Annotated in this window: 18 protein-coding genes; 8 read left to right on the forward strand and 10 right to left on the reverse strand. The window is 61.8% G+C overall.

All coding sequences use genetic code 11. The annotated features are described in order from the left end of the window. Positions 1-79 precede the first annotated feature (79 nt). Positions 80-2,695, forward strand: coding sequence for a S53 family peptidase (locus CD932_RS18435; RefSeq protein ID WP_094444216.1), 2,616 nt, complete (start codon positions 80-82; stop codon positions 2,693-2,695). A 176-nt stretch (positions 2,696-2,871) separates the two neighbouring features. Next, positions 2,872-3,192: a DUF2288 domain-containing protein gene (locus CD932_RS18440; RefSeq protein ID WP_094444217.1), complete on the forward strand. Its 321-nt coding sequence runs from the start codon at positions 2,872-2,874 to the stop codon at positions 3,190-3,192. A gap of 23 nt (positions 3,193-3,215) precedes the next feature. On the opposite strand, the gene CD932_RS18445 is transcribed toward CD932_RS18440, so the two are convergent. The 5 genes from CD932_RS18445 to CD932_RS18465 all read right to left on the reverse strand — a co-directional run bounded on the left by CD932_RS18445 (position 3,216) and on the right by CD932_RS18465 (position 8,793). Then, entirely contained in the window at positions 3,216-3,962 is a 747-nt protein-coding gene (locus CD932_RS18445) for a hypothetical protein (RefSeq protein WP_094444218.1), read from the reverse strand. After that, positions 3,962-4,684, reverse strand: coding sequence for an ABC transporter ATP-binding protein (locus tag CD932_RS18450; protein WP_094444219.1), 723 nt, complete (start codon positions 4,682-4,684; stop codon positions 3,962-3,964). Before CD932_RS18450 ends, CD932_RS18445 begins: the two co-directional genes overlap by 1 nt. Positions 4,685-4,694: 10 nt before the next feature. Next, complete coding sequence (locus CD932_RS18455; protein WP_094444220.1) at positions 4,695-6,635, reverse strand: ATP-binding cassette domain-containing protein; 1,941 nt, start codon at positions 6,633-6,635, stop codon at positions 4,695-4,697. 7 nt (positions 6,636-6,642) lie between these two features. Then, positions 6,643-7,533, reverse strand: coding sequence for a branched-chain amino acid ABC transporter permease (locus CD932_RS18460; RefSeq protein WP_094444221.1), 891 nt, complete (start codon positions 7,531-7,533; stop codon positions 6,643-6,645). Between the two features lie 108 nt (positions 7,534-7,641). After that, on the reverse strand, positions 7,642-8,793 hold the full coding sequence (locus tag CD932_RS18465) for an ABC transporter substrate-binding protein (protein ID WP_254926660.1): 1,152 nt from the start codon (positions 8,791-8,793) through the stop codon (positions 7,642-7,644). 370 nt (positions 8,794-9,163) lie between these two features. On the opposite strand from CD932_RS18465, the gene CD932_RS18470 reads away from it, so the two are divergent. Then, positions 9,164-10,069 carry a hypothetical protein gene (locus CD932_RS18470; protein ID WP_094444222.1) on the forward strand — a complete coding sequence of 302 codons (906 nt, stop codon included), beginning with the start codon at positions 9,164-9,166 and terminating at the stop codon, positions 10,067-10,069. 9 nt (positions 10,070-10,078) lie between these two features. Then, a complete protein-coding gene (locus tag CD932_RS18475; RefSeq protein WP_141213298.1) occupies positions 10,079-10,549 on the forward strand; it encodes a hypothetical protein in 471 nt (156 codons plus the stop codon). On the opposite strand, the gene CD932_RS18480 is transcribed toward CD932_RS18475, so the two are convergent. Continuing rightward, positions 10,503-10,997 carry a tetratricopeptide repeat protein gene (locus CD932_RS18480; protein WP_094444224.1) on the reverse strand — a complete coding sequence of 165 codons (495 nt, stop codon included), beginning with the start codon at positions 10,995-10,997 and terminating at the stop codon, positions 10,503-10,505. The genes CD932_RS18475 and CD932_RS18480 overlap by 47 nt on opposite strands. A 2-nt stretch (positions 10,998-10,999) precedes the next feature. Then, entirely contained in the window at positions 11,000-13,009 is a 2,010-nt protein-coding gene (locus CD932_RS18485; RefSeq protein WP_094444225.1) for a bifunctional 2',3'-cyclic-nucleotide 2'-phosphodiesterase/3'-nucleotidase, read from the reverse strand. A 107-nt stretch (positions 13,010-13,116) separates the two neighbouring features. Here CD932_RS18485 and CD932_RS18490 point away from each other — a divergent pair, with 107 nt between their 5' ends. The 4 genes from CD932_RS18490 to lysS all read left to right on the forward strand — a co-directional run bounded on the left by CD932_RS18490 (position 13,117) and on the right by lysS (position 17,698). Continuing rightward, positions 13,117-14,064 carry a hypothetical protein gene (locus tag CD932_RS18490; RefSeq protein WP_094444226.1) on the forward strand — a complete coding sequence of 316 codons (948 nt, stop codon included), beginning with the start codon at positions 13,117-13,119 and terminating at the stop codon, positions 14,062-14,064. Positions 14,065-14,357: 293 nt separating this feature from the next. After that, positions 14,358-15,462, forward strand: a protein-coding gene (gene prfB, locus CD932_RS18495; RefSeq protein ID WP_141213299.1) for a peptide chain release factor 2 whose coding sequence is annotated in 2 segments (ribosomal slippage) — positions 14,358-14,438 and positions 14,440-15,462 — 1,104 coding nt in all. Because the reading frame shifts where the segments join, the coding sequence is not laid out codon by codon here. A gap of 3 nt (positions 15,463-15,465) precedes the next feature. Then, positions 15,466-16,146 (forward strand): HAD family phosphatase, encoded by a 681-nt coding sequence (locus CD932_RS18500; protein WP_094444228.1) that lies wholly within the window; start codon positions 15,466-15,468, stop codon positions 16,144-16,146. Positions 16,147-16,168: 22 nt separating this feature from the next. After that, positions 16,169-17,698 (forward strand): lysine--tRNA ligase, encoded by a 1,530-nt coding sequence (gene lysS / locus CD932_RS18505; RefSeq protein WP_094444229.1) that lies wholly within the window; start codon positions 16,169-16,171, stop codon positions 17,696-17,698. 41 nt (positions 17,699-17,739) lie between these two features. On the opposite strand, the gene CD932_RS18510 is transcribed toward lysS, so the two are convergent. Genes CD932_RS18510 through CD932_RS18520 form a run of 3 tightly spaced genes read right to left on the reverse strand, consistent with a single transcriptional unit; the run spans position 17,740 to position 21,277 of the window. Beyond that, complete coding sequence (locus CD932_RS18510; protein ID WP_094444230.1) at positions 17,740-18,855, reverse strand: sulfotransferase; 1,116 nt, start codon at positions 18,853-18,855, stop codon at positions 17,740-17,742. Positions 18,856-18,886: 31 nt separating this feature from the next. Further along, positions 18,887-19,513: an adenylyl-sulfate kinase gene (gene cysC / locus CD932_RS18515; RefSeq protein WP_094444231.1), complete on the reverse strand. Its 627-nt coding sequence runs from the start codon at positions 19,511-19,513 to the stop codon at positions 18,887-18,889. Positions 19,514-19,537: 24 nt separating this feature from the next. Continuing rightward, positions 19,538-21,277, reverse strand: coding sequence for a methyl-accepting chemotaxis protein (locus tag CD932_RS18520; RefSeq protein ID WP_094444232.1), 1,740 nt, complete (start codon positions 21,275-21,277; stop codon positions 19,538-19,540). Positions 21,278-21,375: the final 98 nt, after the last annotated feature.

Raw genomic sequence — 21,375 nt, forward strand, 5'->3', positions numbered from 1 at the left:
CAGCGACAGCTCCGCCAGCGGAAGCTGCCACTACCAGCATGGTCAAGCCGTGGCCCTCGCCTAACCGGAGAGTATCGCCATGAAGATATCCCTTTACTGCTGCCGCACTGGCACGCGCACGCTGCTGGGCGCCAGCCTGATTGCCGCGCTTGCCGCCTGCGGTCCCGGCCAGGAGGCCGGCGCGCCGCCGGCTGCCATCGCCACCGCCGCCACCAGTTTCCAGCTCGAGGTGCCGCTCCTGCCGCCGGAGGTTGGCGCGATGCTGGCGCAGCCCCTGTTTCATGCCGCCCCTACGCTGCTCGACGTTCCCGATGACCGCGACAGCAGCTTGAACGCGGCGTCCGCTCATTGGCGCCCCCACCAGCAGCGGGTGGCAGGCACCATGACGGCCCTGTCGACGCGGCGCCTGACGGCGCAGAAGATCGCCGCCGCCGAACACGACGCCGCCAGCATAGGCGCGTCGGTGTCTGGCGGCAACGCCGACACGGCCACGCCGATGGCCGGCACCAGCGTGGTGGCCACCTACTCGCCGGCGCAGATCCGCGCCGCCTATGACCTGCCGGCGCTGCCGGCGGCAGGCACGGCGCTCACGCCTGCCCAGGCGGCCCAAATGGGCGCGGGACAGACCATCTATATCGTCGACGCCATGCACGACCCGAACGTGGTGGCCGAACTGGCCGCCTTCAACCAGAAGTTCGGCCTGCCGGCCTGCGTCACCAAAACGATCGCCAGCACCGCCAGCCTGCCGCTGCCGCTGCCTGCGAATGCCTGCGAGTTTTCCGTGGTCTACAGCACTGCCGCCAACGGCATGACCACCACGCCGCCCGCCTACAACTCGGGCTGGGCCACCGAAATCACGCTGGACGTGCAATGGGCGCACGCCACCGCGCCGCTGGCGCGCATCGTGCTGATCGAGGCGCCTGACGCCTCGCTCAACAGCCTGCTGGCTGCCGTCCAGCTTGCCAACCGCATGGGGCCTGGCATCGTGTCGATGAGCTTTGGCGCCGTCGAAGGCAACTGGACGGCATCGGTCGACAGCGCTTTTGCGGGCAAGAACATGAGCTACCTGGCCGCCACCGGCGACTCGGGCAGCAGCGTATCGTGGCCGTCCGTGTCGCCCAATGTGCTGGCCGTCGGCGGCACCACCCTCACCTACTCGGGTTCCGGCGCGCGCACCGAAGTGGCGTGGTCCGGCACGGGCGGCGGCATCAGTGCCTATACCGCGCTGCCAGCCTACCAGACAGGCACAGTGCCGGGCATGACCGGCCTGCTGCGCCGCAATGTAGCCGACGTCGCCTTCAACGCCGACCCGGCCTCGGGGCAGTACGTGGCGGTGATGGCGCCTGGCGCCAGCACTGCCAGCTGGCTTAGCGTGGGCGGCACCAGCCTGTCCACGCCACAATGGGCGGGATTGATCGCGATCGCCAACGCCAGCCGCGCGCTGCAGGCAAAAGCGGCACTGGGCTTGCCGCATACTACGCTGTACGGTCAGATCGCCAGCGTGCCCGGCACCTATGCCAGCAGCTTTACCGACATCACGCGCGGCAGCAACGGCGTATGCAGCAGCTGCACCGCCAGACTGGGCTACGACCCGCTGGCGGGACTGGGCACGCCGAACGCCAGGAGCCTGCTCGCCAACCTGACCGGCGTGCCGCTGGCGCCAGTGGCGCCGGTGGTGACCAGCGCCAGCATCAACGGCGTGGTCGGCACGCCGCTGTCGTTCACGGTGGCGGCCAGCTCGGACCACCCTCTGACCTTCTCCATGCTGGGCGCACCGGCCGGCATGAGCATTGCGAGCACCGGCATCGTCACCTGGGCCGCGCCGCTGGCCGGCACCTATTCGGTGACGATGGTAGCGAAGGACAGCGTGACCGCCCTGAGCGGCCAGGCCGTGATGAGCATTGTCATCGCACCGCCGCCACCGCCGGTCGTGGCCGGCGGCGCCATCACCGGCAAGGTTGGCACGGCGCTGTCATTTACGGTCGGCGTCACCGCCCCGAACCCGGTCAGCTATGCGCTGACGGGAGCGCCGGCTGGCATGGCCATCAGCAGCACCGGCGTGGTCAGCTGGGCTAAGCCGGTGGCGGGCACCTATGCCGTCACGGTCACGGCCAAGGACAGCAAGACGGCTCTGAGCGGCAAGGGCGTCTATAACGTGGCGATCTCTGCACCGTTGCCGCCGGTGGTGACCGTGGCGGCCATCAGCGGCAAGCCCGGCGTGGCCCTGTCGTTCACGACCACGGTGGTGGCGCCCAATCCCGTCAGCTACAGCCTGTCGGGCGCGCCAGCCGGCATGACCATCAGTGCCGCCGGCGTGGTCAGCTGGGCCAGCCCCGTGCTGGGCAACTACAACGTGACCATTATCGCCAGGGACAGCAAGACAGGCCTGTCTGGCCAGGCGGTAGCCAGCGTGAAGATCGCTGCGGCCGGCCCTGCCATCACCGCCAGCGCCATGACGGGGGTGGCGGGCAAGGCCATGAGCGGCAGCATCGTGTTCACGGCGCCGGGCGCGACCTCGCTGGGCATTTCGATCAGCGGCGCTCCACTGGGCATGCAGTTTTCAATGAGCGGGCTGACCATTACCGCTGCCTGGCCGCTGCCCGTGGCCGGCACCTACGCCCTGAAGATCGCGGCGCAGGATAACAACGGCCTGACGGCGCAACTGAGCATCCCCGTCACGGTGAGCGCCCGCTAATCGGCGCCCGCCAAGGCCCCGGCCGCAGGCGCGACGCATGACTGCGTCGCGCCTGTTTCAATCAACGCCGCCTGTACCTGTGCGCGGCGTATCGGTTAACATGGCGGGGCAAACCCGTGCCGTGCATCAAAAACGCTCTGGCGGGCCAGCATCTTTCCTGTCAACGAGATATACGCATGCAAACCAACCCTGAAAAAGACACCGACCTGCGCCTGAAAGTGAACAGCGAAACAGCCCGCCTGCCCTGGCGCGAGCTGGAAAAGCATTTTGCGCAAGGCAATGTGGTGTGGATCGCCAACGAACTCGACCTGGTCGAAGTGGCGGTGCGCATCTCGCACGACGACAAGATCACCATTACCCAGTGGATGGCCGACGGCCAGCTGGCCAAGGTGTCGGACCAGCAGGCGCTGGACTGGCAGGCGGCAGATGCGTCGCTGTGGGCCGTGGTCGTCAGCCCGTTTATTCTGGTGCAGCAGGACAAACCCACCAGGCACTGATACAGACGTTGCGCAATCTCGCGCTAAAAACGTCCACTGTCCAGGCTCCCGCGCCGGGTCAACCCGGCGCAAACCGGCCGAGACACCCGCTCTCGGCGAATCAAGCCAGCCAATTGCTCGATTTGCTCAGGCCCGAAGCGCACCCATCCATTATTGACCAGATTGTTTGTCCGCACCCATAGCGTGTTGTTTCGCAGACGCCATGACAGCGAATGTCGAGGCTGCTTCACGACCGCTTCACTGGTCCAGCCCACCGCCAGAGTCGGACTCTTCCCAAGCCACCAATCATGTTGAGTTTTGCCATGCAGAATCACCACTTCGGGCTTGAATTTATCCACCATCTCAACAAGCCGGTCACTCATTTCGGACCGCACCGCGCGTCGGTAAGCAAGATTGTTCTTAAACAAATCGTGATACAGCTTGGGCCAGCTCTCAAGCTGCGGCTTCGGCAAGGGCAGAATTTCACTCAGCAATAAGTCGCTTACATCAATATCCAGCCTGCCAAGCAAGGTATTGCAGCCATACACCGCCTGATATATTTTGTGGGCGTTGGTCCAAACAGGCACTTCCTGCATGGCCGGCAGCTTGTCAAGCAAATCGATATGAAAATCTTCCAGGTCTATAAAGCATTTTGGATGCGCCACGCGCCAAGCGATACGCTTTTCGAGATCGGCAAGCGTACAATGCTCTTCAAGCCCAACCACCCAACATCGTGCTGCCGGATGGCCGTAGCCGAACATTTTCTTCATCGCAGCGAGACGATCAGCCATCAATGCCCGCCGCCCAGGTAGGCCGCAATCACCTTCGGATCGGTTTTGAGGCTCTCGGCCGGCCCGTGCACCGAAATGCTGCCGTTTTCCAGCACATAGCCATAATCGGCCACGTTCAGGGCGGCGGCGGCGAATTGCTCCACCAGCAGCATGGTCACGCCCTCGCCTTTCAGGCGCGTGATGATGCGGAACACTTCCTCGACCAGGATAGGCGCCAGGCCCATCGACGGCTCGTCCAGCAGGATCACTTCCGGGTTCAGCATCACGGCGCGCGCCATGGCCAGCATCTGCTGTTCGCCGCCGGACAAGGTGCCGGCCAGCTGGTGCTGGCGCTCTTTCAGGCGCGGAAACAGCTCCAGCGCCTTTTCCAGGTCGCGCTTGATGTCCCCCTTGGGCCGTGCCCGCGTAAAACGGGGAAACGCGCCCAGCAGCAGGTTGTCGGTGACCGACATCGAGGCGAACACGCGCCGCCCTTCCGGCGAATGGGCCAGGCCGGCGCGGGCGATGCGGTGCGAATCGAGGCCTGTCACGTCCTTGCCTTTCAAGGTGACGGTGCCGGACTTCGGCTTGATCATGCCGGAAATGGCGCGCATGGTGGTGGTCTTGCCGGCGCCGTTCGAGCCGATCAGGGTCACCAGCTTGCCTTTCGGCACCTCCAGGGAAATGCCATGCAGCACTTCGACTTTGCCGTAGGCGGCGTGCAGATTATTAATGGTCAGCATGGTGTTCCTCTCAATGGGGCGCGTTGGCCAGGGTCTCTTCGCTGCCGCCCAGGTAGGCTTCGATCACTTTCGGGTCGCTCTGCACCGCGCTCGGGATGCCCTCGGCAATCTTCTGGCCGAAGTCCAGCACCGTCACCACGTCCGACAAGGCCATCACCACATCCATATGGTGCTCGATCAGGATAATGGTGATGCCGTGCTCGCGAATCTTGCGGATAATCGCCATCAGCTCCTTGATATCGGGCGCCGTCAGGCCGGCCGCTGGTTCGTCCAACAGCAGCAAGCGCGGGTTGAGTCCCAGCGCGCGGCCGATTTCCAGCAGCCGCTGCTTGCCGTACGGCAGATTGCGCGCCTCTTCATTGGCCAGGTCCGCCAGGCCGACGAATTCGAGGATGCTGGCGGCCCGCGCGCGCGCCGCCTTTTCCTCGCTTTGACAACGCGGCGTTTGCAGCATCACGTCCAGCACATTCGAATGGAACGTGTTGTGCAGGCCCACCAGCACGTTTTCGGTGGCCGTCATTTCGCCGAACAGCTGCACGTTCTGGAACGTGCGCGCCACGCCACCCAAGGCGATTTCGGACGGCGTGCGCCCGGAAATCACGGCGCCGGCGAACTCCACCTTGCCGGCCGTCGGCTTGTAGATGCCGGTCAGCACATTCATCATGGTGCTCTTGCCCGAACCGTTGGGACCGATCAGGCCGTGCACCGAGCCTTGCGTGACGTTCAAATCGACCTGGTTCAGCGCCTTCAGGCCGCCGAACTGCATCAGCGCCTGGTCGACGCGCAGCAAGGTCGCGCCCTTCTGGCCGCCCTGGGCGTGGTCAAACGGCGCCACGCCGCTGGCGGCGACGGCCGCCACATGGCGCCGGCCCTTGCCCACAAAGCTCATCAGGAAGCCGACGATGCCGTCCTGCAGGTAGTACACCACGAACAGGGTCATCAGGCCGAAGATGGTCAATCGCCAGTCGACCATATTGTCCAGCTTGTAGGAAAACGCGGCCAGGCCGATGGTGGCGACCACCGGCACGATCACGCCGCGCAGCGTACTGCGTTTTTTCGCCAGCATGATGGCGGAACCAACTACGCCCAGCACGGCGGCGGTGACCGCAATCTTGCGGAACAGTTCGATGTCCGACAGCAGGCTGGGCAGCATCACCACGATCAGCGCGCCGATCAGGGAGCCCGAACGCGTCTTGCGCCCGCCCATGATGACGGCCAGCAGGAACAATATCGTCAGCTCGAAGTTGTAGGTATTCGGTGAAATATATTCTTCCGAGTACGCATACAGGCTGCCGGCCAGGCCGGCAAAACCGGCGCTGATGACAAACGCATACACCTTGTAACGGTAGACCGAGACGCCCATGCAGTCGGAGGCGATCGGGCTGTCGCGCAGCGCCTCGAAGGCCCGCCCCAGGTTCGACTTCAGGATGCGGTGCACGACAATCAGCGAAATGACCATCAGCGCGGCCACCATATAGTAGTACTCGACCTCCGACAATTTATGGCCGAAGACGGACGGCTTGTGGATCTTGATGCCCATCGGGCCTTCCGTCAGGAAGCTCATTTCATTGATCAGGATTTGCACGATGGTGCCGAAGGCCAGGGTCACCATGGCCAGATACGGCCCGGTTACCCGCAAGGCCGGCAAGGCCAGGATGGCGCCGAACACGGCCGCACCAACAATACTGGCGGGCATGGCCAGCCAGAACGGCAGGCCCAGCTTGAATACCAGCACGCCGGTGGCATATGAGCCGATGCCGAACAGCCCGGCGTGGCCGAGCGACACCTGGCCCGTGTAGCCGACCACGATATCGAGGCCGAACAGCAGGATGGCATAAATCAGGATGGTTTCGGCCAGGTGGATATAGTAGGGATTCGGGATAACGACCGGAAACAGCGCGAGCACGGCCAGTCCCGCCGCGCACAGCGCCAGCTTGGTGATATTGTTCATGGTTCCCTCAGACTTTCTTGATCGCGGCTTTGCCGAACAGGCCGGACGGCTTGACGGCCAGCACCAGCAACAGCAACAGCAGGCCCGGCACTTCCTTGTAGCCGGTGGAGATGTAGTAACCGGTGGTGGTCTCCGCAATGCCCAGTATCAGGCCGCCGACGATGGCACCCACGCCCGAAGTGAGTCCGCCAATGATCGCCACTGCAAACGCTTTCAGGCCCAGCGAAGCGCCCATGGTGGCGCCCGTCAGTGTCAATGGCGCCACCAGCACGCCGGCAAACGCGGCCGTGGCCGACGACAGTGCATACGAAAACGTGATCACCATGCCCGTATTGATGCCCATCAAGCCCGCCGCGTCGCGGTCGTTGGCGGTGGCCACCACGGCCTTGCCGTAGATCGACTTGCGGTTGAACACTTCGACGGCCAGCATGATGGCCAGCGCGCCGACGATCACCGCCACCTGCATCTGCTGCACATTGGCGCCGAACACCTGGAACGGCGCGGCCGACAGGGGCGAGGGGAACATCAGGTCGTCCTTGCCCCAGATATTTTCCGCCACGTTCTTGAAAATGATGGCCAGCGCGATGGTCGACATGATCCAGCCAAATTCGGACTTGATCTTGATGGCCGGGCGCACGCCGATCCACTCGACGAACACGCCCTGCAGCGCGCCGAAGGCGATCACGATGGGGATCATCAGGAGATAGCTCATGTAGGGGCCGCCGTGGATGCTGCCCACCAGGGACAGGCCGACCAGTGCGCCCAGCATCAGGGACTCGCCCTGGCCGAAATTGAGCGTGCCGGAGGTGGCGAAGGTGAGTTGATAGCCGAAGGCGATGACGGCATAAATCATGCCCAATGCTACGCCGCTAAACACGAGCTGCAGGAAGATTTCCATGGTATTCCCCGGGTGACGGCAGCCTGGCGGCGGCCGACGGACGACAAAAGAATGGCCAGGCTTGAATCAATCAAGGCTGGCCACGGGACAAGTGACGGCGAGGCGGGCTTATTTGGCCTGCACGACCTTGCCATCCCTGACTTCGCCAAACACCGTCACGTCGGCGGTAATCGCCTCATGGTCGGTCTTGCTGAACGGCTTGTCGTAGGTGGTGACGGCGCCTTCCACTTTTTCCGTCAGGTTTTCCAGCGCGGCGCGCACTTTCGGGCCATCCGTGCCGCCGGCCTGCTTGATGGCGGCCGCCAGCAGGTAGATGGAGTCATAGCCTTGCGCGGCCGACACGGCCGACGGCATGCGGCCACCCGACGGTTTGTAGGTGGCGACATAGGCGTCGATAAAGGCCTTGCGCTTGGGCGTGCTGGCGTCCTGGATAAAGGTTTGCGGCATGCGCGTGCCGTTGCCGTTCTTGCCGGCGTTATCGATGAAGTTACCCATGGCCAGGGTCCAGCTGCCGATCATCGGCACTTTCCAGCCCAGCTTTTCCATGCCGTTGGCAATCTGCGCCAGTTCCGGGCCGATGCCGTAGGTCAGCACCACTTCCGCGCCGGCCTGCTTGGCCTTGAGCAGCTGGGCCGTCATGTCGACGTCCTTGATATTGTATTTCTCGACCGCCACCGCCTTCAGGCCTTTTTTGTCGAGCGCCTTTTCCAGGTCTTCGCGGCCCAGCTGGCCATAATTGGTGGAGTCGGCCAGGATCGCCACTTTCTTGAAATTGCGGCGCGTCGCTTCCTCGACGATCATGTGCGACTGGATCTGGTCGTTGGCGGCGTTGCGGAAGATATAGTTTTCAGGCTGGTCGGCAAACTGCTTGGTGACGATGGAGCCGGTGGCCACATTGTTCATCACGGGAATCTTGGCTTCCTGATAGAAGCGCTGCGAGGCCAGCGCCACGCCCGTATTGATATAGCCGACGGTGGCGGCGACTTTTTCCTTGTTGATCAGTTCCTGGGCGATCTGCACGCCGCGTTCGTTCTTGGCTTCGTCGTCGCGCTCGATCAGCAGCAGCGAGCGGCCCAGCACGCCGCCCTTGGCATTGATTTCCGCCACGGCCAGCTTGACGCCGTCGCGCATCGACACGCCCATCGGCGCCGAACCGCCCGTGAACGGACCGGACACGCCAATCTTGATGGGGTCGGCTGCCACCGCCATTTGCGAGAAACCCAACACCAAACTTGCCACAAGCAATTTCTGTTTGAACATTATTGTCATCTCCTCTGATACACCGTGTTTGCGCCACTTATTTTTATAGTCGTACGCTGGATAACCGCCCCATCGATAATTCATTGTAGGGTAGTAATGTGGCACCAGCAACAACTACATATGACGCGTCGCAGCATATCAAAAACAACAAGATGCCTACATGGTTGTCAGTGTTTTGTAAGGAAAATATGAAGCAAACAGGCAGCCGCATGTAGCCAGAAAAATGCTGCGAAGGCGGGCTATACAAATGACATACGACGGCCCACCTCGTTGAGAAGACGCAAAGCCTGGCCCTTGTTGATTGATAAAGTGGGGTCTGACCATGTATCCGCATGGGGATCGTCAGCATTACACCTTGCCAGGAGGCAATATGCCGTATACGCTCATCAGACCTTTTTCCACCTGCTTCGCCGCGCTAGTCATCGCCACGGTATTGAGCGGCTGTGCAACCTTCAAATCGGTTGACGAATTTGCGCAGACCAGCCAGCAAATGACGGCAACATTTGCTCCAATCGCGAATGCCACGGTCGACAGTTGCCTGGAAAACGCCCTGAGAAAAAAATTGATCTCGTCCGAGGGGTTTGACCCTGCTGCAGTCGAAACACAAGCCCGCATTGGCTGCGATGAGATTGCCGAATCCAATAAGAAAGTAGTGCGGCTGAACGGCATTCTGGTGCGCTATGCGGAAACACTGGGAAATTTAAGCGGAAGCAAGGTTGCCGATTATCACGATGAATTTAGCGGCCTCGGAGAGGCCTTGGGCAGCATCGAGCTTCCTGGCAGCAGCACACCGCTGCTGGACCCGTCGCAAGTGAACATTGCCATGAAACTCAGTGAGTACCTCGGCCGCTTACTGACACAAAACATGCAAAAATCGGCCATCAGTGATTTACTTGATCAGCAAGAGGCCGTCAATATGATCAGCAGTGCGCTCAATACTTACGTTCAGACCGCGTATCAGTACAGGATAGACATCGAAAGGCGCGACAGCGGTGAGTTACACAGTGCCTTGAACGCAACGGCGCGCTCCGAACCGCTGGCTACGAATTACGTCAAAGTCCGGCTTTATCGCGACGAAAAACAATTAAGTGAACGCGCGAAAATCCCGGATGCCTATGCTAAAGCAGTGACCGCTTTTCAAGACAGCGTGAAGAACTTGCGCAACGAAAAACAGCAGGACGACAGCGAGCGGCTACGGCAACAACTACTGGCATTTTCCGAACGTGTAGATGAGCTGAAACATCAGGTAGCATTCCTTGCACCTGCAAAATGGTAGGAGATGATCATGCCGACAATAAACAAACAAGCCACTTTCAAAGCGTTTGAGATAGCCAATAACTTATCCGAAATTTCCACGCTGTTAATGGCACGCCGCATAAAAGGACGCGGCACGCTGGACGCGCAGCAAAAAAAAGACATGGAAGAGCTTGAAGACCATTTGGATGAACTGGTGGCCCGCTTGCAAGCGCACGGTATCGACATGATCGCCGCAGGCGCACAAGATGCGGCCATAAAGGCCGACAGGGCAATCGATATCGCGAATGCCAAGCTGGAAAAAATCAACAACATCAAGCGCACGATCAACATTGCAGCTTCAGTAGTCCATGTTGCGGCAACCCTGCTTTCAAAAGACGTGATGGGCGTCATCGAGGCGACGAAAGAGCTTCACGAGTTGACGGAGGAAAAAGACGAGACGAAAAATGACGGCATCAAAGCTCAGGCTCCCGGTGCCCCATCGCATGCTCAGCAATCTTGAGATAGAGAGCCGCCTGCGTCTCATTACGTGCATAGCCCATCGCCCCTTCATTGAGGGCGATGGCTTTTTGCATCAGCGCTTCCGGATATTCCAGCGCGCAGGCAGCATCCAGCCACTGGCGCGCCCTGGCCGGATCGTTGCTGGCCAGCATATTGGCGGCGATAAACATGGCGGGCGCCACCTGGCGCTCCCCGGCCAGCTCCAGCCAGCGCAAGGCGGACGCACTGTCCTGCTCGCCGCCCATGCCGTTCTTGAGCATCAGCCCCAGGTAATAGGCGCCTGCGCCGCTGCCCTGCAAAGCCGCCTGCTCGAACAGCAAGCGCGCCTGTGGCGCACCCGCCGCGCCCGAGCGCATCAGGACCTTGGCCTTTTTCACTTGCCCGGCCGTATCCAGGGCGTAAGCCGCAGGCGCCGCCATCAGCATCACGGCGACCAGTACAGCCGTCAACTTCACTTCGACAGGTCGAACTGGTACAGCGCAAAGCCCTTGCCCGCGCCATCGTCGGCTTTCAACAACATCACATTGTCGATACCGGCCGCCTTCGCCAGCTCAAGCACATTCGGCGCCGTATGGAATACGACCGGGCCCTTGGTGGCGACCCTGGCAAAGCGCCAGCTGCGCGCCGCGCCGTTTTTTATACGCGTCAGGCTTTTTTCTCGCGTGATATAGGCGATCAGCAATTCGCGGTTGTTGTCAGGCGACGCCAGCACCGTCTTGCTGCCGTCCAGGCCCGGAAAATTGCCGCCGCCGCTGGCGCGGTAGTTATTGGTGGCGATCAAAAATTCCTGTTGCCCATCGACGGCCTTGCCCTTGTACGTCAGGCCTTTGATGCGCTGGCCAGGCGCCTGCGTCACGTCGATCTCGTAGCGCACATCCACGCTGGTGATGGTGTCGAAATTGTAGCTGGGGTGGGCCGCATTGATCAGTTCCTGCGGCGCGGCTTTGTCGGGATCGATGGTATTGAAACGCCGGGCCGAGTGTTCCAGCCAGGCCTTCAGTTCCGCCCCCGTCAGCTTCACCCCGTACAGCGCGTTCGGATACAGGTACAGGTCGGCCGCATTGTTGAGCGCCACATTGCCCGCCTTCACATCCGTGTAATCGGTGACGCCGGCCGAGCCGCTCTTGAACGGCGACGACATCGACAGCACAGGCAAGTGCGCGTACTGCGGCAAATTGGCTTTCACGTAAGCGGCCAGATAGTCCGCCTGCGCCTGGTTCACCACCTCGATGGCGCTGATGTCGCCGACATCGGCAAAATAGGTCGACATGCGAAAGTCGGTCGAGCCGACCGGCGTTTGCACATAGGCGATGGTGGCCGCATGCTCGGTGGCCACCAGCGTGGCGATCGCCGGATCGGGCTGCACATAACTCTTGTCGGCGTTCTGGATGCCGCGCGCTTCGACCGTCGTTTGCGCCTTGTCGATCACCCAATGCTTGCCATCATGGCGCAGGCGCAGGCCGATCACCCCCAGGTGCTTGCCCCACAGATTGGCCATCACGGTCGGCACGCCGTTGACCAGGCCCTTCACCTTGTCAACACCAGGCAAGTTAAATTGCGGCACGGTGCTCGTCGCGTTCGGGAACAGCTGGTGCGAATGGCCGATCAGCATGGCGTCCACGCCTGGCACTTGCGACAGGTAATAATTGCCGTTTTCCATGGTCGGCGAATACGGGCTGTTGTCGAGGCCACCGTGCGAAATGGCCACCACCAGCTCGGCGCCCCTGGCGCGCATCTGCGGGATGAATTTTTCCGCCGTCTCGCGCACGCCCTGGGTGTAGACGCGCCCTTCCAGCCAGCGCTTGTCCCAGGACATGATGGTGGGCGGCGCAAAGCTGATGATGCCGACCTTCACCGTGCTGGTCATTATCTTGCCGTCGGCGCCCACCGCCGTGATTGGCTTGTCGATGATGTGATACGGCGCGAACAGCGGCTTGCCGCTTTTCACGCTGTAGACATTGGCCAGCACTTGCGGAAACTGCGGCCCGGCGCAGCGCGGCCTGGCGGCATCGACGCTGTCGACGTCGAAACGGTTGCCCGTCACCTGGCTGAGGAAAGCCAGGCCGTAATTGAATTCGTGGTTGCCGATACCGCCGCCATCGACCTTCAGCAAGTTCATGGCCTTGTAGATGGCCAGGGTCTGGTCGCAGGCCAGCGGCTTGACCAGTGCCTGGTAGTCGGCCAGCGCCGTGCCCTGGATGGTGTCGCCGTTATCGAGCAGCAGATTGTTCGGAAATTCGCTGCGCGCCCGGGCGATCAGCGCCGCCGTGCGTTCGAGGCCAATCGACGGCTCGTTCTGCAGCTTGTAATAGTCATAGCTGAGCACGTTTGCGTGCAAGTCCGTCGTCTCCAGCAGCGCCAGGGTGGCCGTGCTGCCGGCCGGGGTGGCTGGCAAAGTGCTGCAGGCAGCCAGCAGGACAGGAGCGATAGGCAGTATGAGCAGGCGCAAGGCAGTCGACATGGGCAGGGGCAGAATAAGTCAAACTGGTCATCATACGCGCGGCGTCCCTGGCACGCAATCGATGCGCAGAAGCTGGCCTGGCAAGCGTGCCGAGGGGGGGGCGGGTGATGGATCTCTATCGAAAGTTCATCGAAACGGCATTTGTGAAGGCGATTGCCGGCAACCCCGCGCTAGCCTTTCTGGTGCTGGGCAGCCTGCTGTTCTTTGCCAGCACGCGCGAACTGATCATGTTCAATGTCGATATCGCGCCCTACCTGACCGACCTGGGCCGCACCATCGTGATTGCCGGCGTGTTTTCCGTGATCCTCAAGTCGGTGCAGTTTTCGGCGGTGTTTCGTGACATTATCATGGCCGCCATCTACAACCCGGCCCATATCGACGATGAACCCTTGCTGCTGAAAAACTGGCGCCTGATTACCGATGCGATTTTCTCAAGATGGCTGCCCGCCCACTACCCGAGACCTACCGGCTTGTTGAACAGCCGCCATATCGACAGCAAGGCGGACTATCACTTTACCGACTTCCAGATCCAGTACGATATCGACATCCAGGCCGACGGCCAAGGCAGTGTCAGCAATACCCTGAAAGCCGATATCTTGCTCGCGCCCAAGCGCAAACAGCCCATATTCGTCCAGACCATCGAAGGCGACGGACCTACCAGGCTGCTGTGGTTGCGCATCAATGACAAGACCTTCGAAACCTATGATTTCCAGGCGTTGTCGGAGCATCCCCGTACCAGGAAGCTGACGCTTGATCTTACCGAGCACATCAATCCGAACACCGGCAGCGCCCGTCTGGAGCGCGCCTTTAAAACCGAACAGAACGTGCACAGCGAACCGTTCATCAACGCCACGCTTACGCGTTTCATCAATGGCGCCGTCATCAAGACGCGCACCAGCAAGGGCTACCATATACGCTTCATCAACGACAGCATCGAGATGGCCAACGACGATCCGGTCGTCGATACGGATGGTTATCTGCGCTGGGTGCTGGCCGTACCGGGCAAATTGCTTTTGCCCGGACAGGGGTATACACTGGTGATCGTCAAAGAGTAATCACTGAGGAATTTGTCATGGCACTGGCGACCAAAGAAACCATCTGAACCTTGCACAGGCTGGCACTGCTGGTCTGCCGCACGATGTCAATGCCCCGGTGCTTCGCGCATCGGGCAAAGAACACTTTGTACGCCTTGCATGCAGCTTACCTTATATTGCTATCCACCCTCAGCACATCCCATATCTGCCGCCCCGCACACGATTAATTCCTGCGTACCACTCTGCGAGGGCCGCCTTGCGTCCGCTGTAGCGTATAATCGGAGGTTTGATTACACTACTAAAAGACCAAGATCATGGAAGCCGAACGCATCAATATCATCTCCGCCCTGCTCTCCGACCTGACGGTCCGCGAAGCCGAACTTCGGAGGTATCTTTGACTTCACTGTCAAGTCGGAGAAACTGGAACAAGTCAACGAAGAACTGGAAGACCCTACCGTCTGGAACGATCCCAAGCGCGCCCAGGATCTAGGCAAAGAGAAAAAGGCGCTCGAAGCCATCGTCTTTACCCTGACAAAGGCTGACGCCGACCTGCGCGATACCAGCGACCTGTTCGCCATGGCCCGCGAAGAAGGCGACGACGAGACGCTCGAAGCGATCGAAGTCGACGTGGAATCAATTCGCAAGGTCATCGAAAGCATGGAGTTCCGCCGGATGTTCAACAATCCGATGGACCCGAACAACTGCTTTATCGACATCCAGGCCGGCGCCGGCGGCACCGAAGCCCAGGACTGGGCCTCGATGCTGCTGCGCCAGTACCTGCGCTACTGCGAACGCAAGGGTTTTAAAGTTGAAATCCTCGAACAATCCGATGGTGAAGTCGCCGGCATCAAGACCGCTACGCTGAAAGTCGAGGGCGACCATGCCTACGGCTTCCTGCGCACGGAAACCGGCGTGCACCGCCTGGTGCGCAAGTCGCCATTCGACTCGGCCAATGGCCGCCATACCTCGTTTACGTCGCTGTTCGTGTATCCGGAAGTCGACGATTCGATCGAGATCGATGTCAATCCGGCCGATATCCGCGTCGACACCTACCGCGCCTCGGGCGCCGGTGGCCAGCACATCAATAAAACCGACTCGGCCGTGCGCATGACGCACGCCCCGACCGGCATCGTGGTGCAGTGCCAGAACGACCGTTCGCAGCACCGCAACCGCGCCGAGGCGATGGAAATGCTGAAAGCCAAGCTGTACGAACATGAACTGCGCAAGCGCATGAGCGAGCAGCAGAAGCTGGAAGACTCGAAGACCGACGTCGGCTGGGGCCACCAGATCCGCTCCTACGTGCTCGACCAGTCGCGCATCAAGGACTTGCGTACCGGCTTCGAGACGGGCAACACCAAGGGCGTGCTCGATGGCGACATCGACGACTTCATTTCCGCTTCCCTGAAGCAAGGCGTATAAGCGATGACCACTTCCCGGCGTGCCCTGATCTTTGACATGGATGGCACCATCGTCGACAACATGGCCTTCCATACCCAATCGTGGCTGGAGTTCTTCCGGCGGCGCGGCCATGTGATCGATCCCGATGCGTTTTTCCTCGACACGGCAGGACGCCAGGGCCATGAAATCATGCGCAGTTACCTGGGCGACGATGTCGACCATGTTACCTTGAACGCCGAGAAGGAAACCCTGTACCGCGAGCTGTATGCACCGCACCTGGCCACCGTGCCGGGCTTCGACCTGCTCATCGCCAAGGCCGCCGCCGCCGGCATCAAGCTGGTGGTCGGCACCGCTGCGCCGAATGAAAACATCGTCTTCACGCTCGACGGCCTCGACTTGCGCGCCAAATTCGACGCCATCGTCGGCGCCGGCGACGTCGCGCGCGGCAAGCCGAACCCGGACGTGTTCCTGGCCGGCGCCGAAAAGGTTGGCGTGCTGCCCGCCAACTGCATCGTCTTCGAAGACGCGCCGCTGGGCGTGGAAGCGGCGCGCCGCGCCGGCATGCGCGCGGTGGTGCTGACCACTACCCTGCCCGCCTCGGCGTTTGCCCAATTCGACAACGTGATCCGCATCGCCAGCGATTTTTCCGAGCTCGATCTCGATGCGCTGTTCGCCAGCGCGCCGGCCATGGCCACCCCCATTTAATCAACAAGAACAGACCTCAATCATGACCACGGATATCCAAGAACAAGCCGCCGCCCCCGATGAAAACAAGATCATCGCCGAGCGCCGCGTCAAGCTGGCCGCACTGCGCGAGCAAGGCATCGCCTTCCCGAACGATTTCCGCCCGCAACACAAGGCAGCCGATCTGCACGCACAATATGGCAGCAAGACGCGCGAAGAGCTCGAAGCCGAACCTGTCACCGTGGTGCTGGCCGGGCGCATGATGCTCAAGCGCGAAGCGGGCAAGAAAGCCGCTTTCGCCACCCTGCAGGACGCGTCGGGCCCGAAAGCCGACGGCCGCATCCAGATCTACGCCACGCTGGACCTGACGGGCGAAGCGGCCATGGCCGCCCTGCACCACTATGACCTGGGCGATATCCTGGGCGTGACGGGCACCCTGTTCAAGACCAAGACGGACGAACTGACCATCAAGGTGTCGGAACTGCGTTTGATCACCAAGTCGCTGCGCCCGCTGCCGGACAAATTCCACGGCCTGGCCGACCAGGAAACCAAGTACCGCCAGCGCTACGTCGACCTGATCATGAACGAAGAGACGCGCCGCACCTTCAAGGCCCGCACCGCCGCCATCTCGTCGATCCGCCGCTTCATGGAAAAGAACGAGTTCATGGAAGTGGAAACGCCGATGCTGCACACAATACCCGGCGGCGCGGCGGCCAAGCCTTTCGTCACGCACCACAATGCGCTGGACATGGAAATGTACCTGCGCATCGCGCCCGAACTGTACCTGAAACGCCTGGTGGTGGGCGGCTTTGACCGCGTGTTCGAAATCAACCGCAACTTCCGCAACGAAGGCGTGTCGATCCGTCACAATCCGGAATTCACGATGATGGAATTCTACGCCGCCTATACCGACTACAAATGGCTGATGGATTTTACCGAAGCGGTGATCCGCCAGGCCGCCATCGACGCCCATGGCACCGCCACCCTGACCTATGGCGGACGTGAACTGGACCTGGCAAAACCGTTCCACCGCCTGACCATCGTCGGCGCCATCAACAAGTACGCCCCGCACTACACGACGGAGCAGCTGAACGACGCCGCTTTCATCAAGGAAGAACTGCAGAAGTTCGGTGTGAAGCCATTCGCCACCGCCGGCCTGGGCGCGCTGCAACTGGCGCTGTTCGAAGAAACGGCGGAAGCCCAGCTGTGGGAACCGACCTACATCATCGACTATCCGGTCGAAGTGTCGCCACTGGCGCGCGCCTCCGACACGGTGGCCGGCATCACCGAACGCTTCGAGCTGTTCATGGTCGGGCGCGAAATCGCCAACGGCTTCTCGGAGCTGAACGACGCCGAAGACCAGTCGGCCCGCTTCCTGGCGCAAGTGGCGGCCAAGGACGCCGGCGATGAAGAGGCGATGTTCTACGACGCCGACTACATCCGCGCGCTCGAATACGGCATGCCACCGGCCGGCGGCTGCGGCATCGGCATCGACCGCCTGATGATGATCATCACCGATTCGCCCAATATCCGCGACGTGCTGCTGTTCCCGCACCTGCGCCGCGAGGAGTGATCAGGCGGACAGGCCGATGATGTGGCCCGGCCTGTCCCCACTCAGTCGGTCACCTCGAACAGCATCGGGTCGAGTTCATCGAGCGTGCAGCCGGCCATCGACGCCGGCTGTGCCGCCTGGCGCTCCAGGCGCGCGCGCAACTGCGCCAGATAGTCGGCGCGGCAGCGGCGCAGCACGAAATCGCGGAAGTTGGCCGGTTCCAGTTCGCGCCAGGCGCGCTCGCGACCCTCGTTCGAACGCACGATAGCCGTCTCCAGCAGTTCGGACGAGATGACCGCGCCGCCACGGCTGAGCCGTGTATAGCCGTAGCGCTCCATATAATCGCCAGCCAGTGTTTCAATCACCTCGATTTCATCGTCCGACAACTGCTGCTTGAACTTGTCGATATTGGCGGCGATCGGCGCATGGCTGTTGGACGACCACAGGGCCGACAGCTGCGACAGCTGGCGCGCCTCCCTGGACGCGACGACGTCCAGCATCTGCGGCAAAAAGGCTATGTCCAGGAAGTGGCACACCCGTTCCAGCGTCGCCTGCTGGTGCGACAGAAAATCTTCGTAGCGGATGGTCAGCACGCGCTGCGGATAGCGCGCCGCCACGTGATCGGCGGCCCGATGCGCGGCCACCCAGGTCCGGGCGTTGAGCAGCGTGTCGAAATCGTGGATGATGGCGCGGTTCATCGACGCGACCTGGGCGCGGGGATCGCGCACCATGTTAATGAACAGCATGTCCGGATGGAGCGTCATCAGTTCGTCGGCGTAATGCACGCTGTCGAGCGACTTGTCCATCACCACGCCGGCGCCGCGGCGCTGGCCCGCGCGCAGCAACAGCTCCCAGACGATGCTGTGGACGCTGCGCGGCTGATGGCGGATCGCCTCGAAGATCTCGACCGGATCGAAGACCACGTCGGGCCACTTGACCATGCTGGCCGCCTGCAGGCCGATCACGTCGACCACCATGCGGAAATAGGCGTGATCGTCGGCCAGGTCGCCGTACAGCGGCACCAGCGGCATCAGATCGACAATGTGCAGCGGATAGGGAGCGTAAAACTGCGGCGACATGTTCAGCCGCAGGCGCAACGCATGGCTGCCACAGCGGCGCAGCGGTATCATCATGACAGGACGTGGACGCGACATATTGCCTTCCGGTTCGATATTCATTCCAGGTGCGCCAGGCGGGCGCCCGGTCAAATCAGTCAAAACGCTGCGACAGATGCCCAAGCAAGCGCTCGCAGCATTGCTCCAGCGAAAGCGCCGCGGTGTCGAGCGCCAGGGTCGGCAGCAAAGGCGCCTCGTAAGGCGCCGAGACGCCCGTAAATTCCGGGATCAGGCCGGCCCGGGCCTTCTTGTAGAGGCCCTTGGGATCGCGCTCTTCGCACACGGTGCGCGGTGTGCTGACATGGACTTCGACAAAGTTGTCGTCGCCAATGATCTGGCGCGCCATGTCGCGGTCCGCGCGCAGCGGTGAAATAAAGGCGCAGACGACGATCAGGCCGGCATCGTTCATCAGCCGCGCCACCTCGGCGCTGCGGCGGATGTTCTCCTGGCGATCCTGCGCCGAAAAGCCGAGATCGCTGTTCAGGCGATGCCGCAAATTGTCGCCGTCCAGCACGCAGGCCGAACGGCCCGCCTGTACCAGACTGCGTTCGAGCGCGCACGCCAGGGTCGACTTGCCGGCGCCGCTCAGGCCCGTCAGCCATATGGTGGCGGGCCGCTGGCCGCTGTGCAGGCGCCGCTCCTCGGCCGTGACCTGGCCGGCATGCCAGAAAATATGCGCGATGCCCTTGTGCGCATCGGCTATCGTATTCATCTTCGTCATCGCTCATGCTCCCAGGTCAGTGGCTCAGAACTCTTCCCATTCCGGCTCGGCCGCCTTGGCCTGTGCGGGCTTGCGCATCGCCACCGCGCGCGGCGCCGCTACGCGCGCCGGCATGGCGCGCTGTGCCGGCATGGCGTGCTGTGCCGATGCACGCGCGGCGGTCAGTTTGAGCGCCGCGCGCGGGGCGCCGCCAGCGGCGCCGATCTGAAACACGCTGACCACTTCGTTGAGGCTGTTGACCTGCTGCTGCATGGCCTGGGAGGCGGCTGCCGCTTCCTCCACCAGTGCGGCATTTTGCTGGGTCACATCGTCCATCTGCGTGATGGCGATATTGATCTGCTCGATGCCCGACGACTGTTCCTGGCTGGCCGACAGGATATCGGACATGATGTCGGTCACCCGCTTGACGCTGGTCACCACCTCATGCATGGTGGAGCCGGCCTGCTCGACCAGCCGGTTGCCGACCTGGACCTTGTCGACCGAATCGCTGATCAGGGTCTTGATTTCCTTGGCCGCCGCCGCCGAGCGCTGGGCCAGGTTGCGTACCTCGCTGGCGACCACGGCGAAGCCGCGGCCCTGCTCGCCGGCGCGCGCTGCCTCGACGGCGGCGTTCAGCGCCAGGATATTGGTCTGGAAGGCGATGCCGTCGATGACGGCGATGATATCGACGATCTTGCGCGCCGAACCATCGATGGCGGCCATGGTGTCGACCACCTGCGCCACTACCGCGCCGCCTTTGACGGCGACATCGGATGCCGATTCGGCCAGCGTGTTGGCCTGCCGTGCATGCTCGGTATTGAGGCGTACGGTGCCGGTCAGCTCCTCCATCGACGAGGCAGTTTCCTCCAGCGTGCTGGCCTGCTGCTCGGTACGCGAGGACAGGTCGAGATTGCCGGAGGCGATCTGGCCGGCGGCGGTGGAGATCGACTCGGTGCTGGTATGGACCTGCCTGACGATCAGCGCCAGACTGTCGCGCATCGAGCGCATGGCGAACATCAGGCTGGACTGGTCGCCGGCACGCGACTCGATGTGCACCATCAGGTTGCCGGCGGCGATCTGGCTGGCGATCTCGACGGCCTGGTCAGGCTCGCAACCGAGCTGGCGCGTCACGCCGCGGGTAATCAGCAGCGCGGCAACGACACTGGCGAACAGCGCCAGCGCGCCGGTGATCAGCATCAGCGCGCGCGCGCCCTCATAGGCCGTCGCCGCCGCCGTCGTCGCTTCGATATTCTGTTTTTCCTCGATGGCAATCAACTGGCGGATCTGTTCCCACCAGGCTTTTTGCACCGGGCGGAATTCATAGCGCAGGATTTTATAAGCTTCATCCTGTTGCTGGCCGCGCGCCAGCGTGGTGGCGCGCTCGATGAACGGTGCCGCCAGCACAGCCTGCTTGCTGATCTGCTCCAGCAGCGCCTTTTCGTCTGGCGAGGTGCCCGCCAGGGAGGCGAACATCGACGCCAGTTGTTCCTGCGCCTTGGCGTATTTGCGCTGCTGCTCGGCGATGCGGTTGACCTCGATCTCGATTTCTTTCGGCTCCTTGAGCAAAATCAGGTTGCGCATCGCCAGCGCACGCTCGGTCACGGTGAGATCCATCGCCTGCGCCAGCCGCGTTTCGACATCGTTGACCTTGGTGATCTCCTCCATGCGGCCCTGTATATCGCGCATGCTGCTCAGGCCCAGCGCAATGACCACCGCCAGCAGCATGGCCACCAGCCCGAAGCCGAGGCCCAGGCGTTTTGCAATCGTCAGATTCTGCAGTTTCATACTTTATTGCTCCAAGACAGGTGACAAACTTTTCCGCATAAGGATATGCGGTTTAAGCGTTGACGTGAAGCAATCTTAAAGGGTATTTCGATCAAACA

The organism is Janthinobacterium sp. PC23-8, assembly GCF_002250505.1.
In the GTDB taxonomy this organism is placed as follows: domain Bacteria; phylum Pseudomonadota; class Gammaproteobacteria; order Burkholderiales; family Burkholderiaceae_D; genus Janthinobacterium.

Excerpts from the sequence above, each read along its gene's own strand:
- CD932_RS18435 (WP_094444216.1), top strand. The coding sequence starts at position 80 with ATGAAGATATCCCTTTACTGCTGCCGCACTGGCACGCGCACGCTGCTG.
- CD932_RS18440 (WP_094444217.1), top strand. The coding sequence starts at position 2,872 with ATGCAAACCAACCCTGAAAAAGACACCGACCTGCGCCTGAAAGTGAAC.
- CD932_RS18445 (WP_094444218.1), bottom strand. The coding sequence starts at position 3,962 with ATGGCTGATCGTCTCGCTGCGATGAAGAAAATGTTCGGCTACGGCCAT.
- CD932_RS18450 (WP_094444219.1), bottom strand. The coding sequence starts at position 4,684 with ATGCTGACCATTAATAATCTGCACGCCGCCTACGGCAAAGTCGAAGTG.
- CD932_RS18455 (WP_094444220.1), bottom strand. The coding sequence starts at position 6,635 with ATGAACAATATCACCAAGCTGGCGCTGTGCGCGGCGGGACTGGCCGTG.
- CD932_RS18460 (WP_094444221.1), bottom strand. The coding sequence starts at position 7,533 with ATGGAAATCTTCCTGCAGCTCGTGTTTAGCGGCGTAGCATTGGGCATG.
- CD932_RS18465 (WP_254926660.1), bottom strand. The coding sequence starts at position 8,793 with ATGTTCAAACAGAAATTGCTTGTGGCAAGTTTGGTGTTGGGTTTCTCG.
- CD932_RS18470 (WP_094444222.1), top strand. The coding sequence starts at position 9,164 with ATGCCGTATACGCTCATCAGACCTTTTTCCACCTGCTTCGCCGCGCTA.
- CD932_RS18475 (WP_141213298.1), top strand. The coding sequence starts at position 10,079 with ATGCCGACAATAAACAAACAAGCCACTTTCAAAGCGTTTGAGATAGCC.
- CD932_RS18485 (WP_094444225.1), bottom strand. The coding sequence starts at position 13,009 with ATGTCGACTGCCTTGCGCCTGCTCATACTGCCTATCGCTCCTGTCCTG.
- CD932_RS18490 (WP_094444226.1), top strand. The coding sequence starts at position 13,117 with ATGGATCTCTATCGAAAGTTCATCGAAACGGCATTTGTGAAGGCGATT.
- CD932_RS18500 (WP_094444228.1), top strand. The coding sequence starts at position 15,466 with ATGACCACTTCCCGGCGTGCCCTGATCTTTGACATGGATGGCACCATC.
- lysS (WP_094444229.1), top strand. The coding sequence starts at position 16,169 with ATGACCACGGATATCCAAGAACAAGCCGCCGCCCCCGATGAAAACAAG.
- CD932_RS18510 (WP_094444230.1), bottom strand. The coding sequence starts at position 18,855 with ATGAATATCGAACCGGAAGGCAATATGTCGCGTCCACGTCCTGTCATG.
- cysC (WP_094444231.1), bottom strand. The coding sequence starts at position 19,513 with ATGACGAAGATGAATACGATAGCCGATGCGCACAAGGGCATCGCGCAT.
- CD932_RS18520 (WP_094444232.1), bottom strand. The coding sequence starts at position 21,277 with ATGAAACTGCAGAATCTGACGATTGCAAAACGCCTGGGCCTCGGCTTC.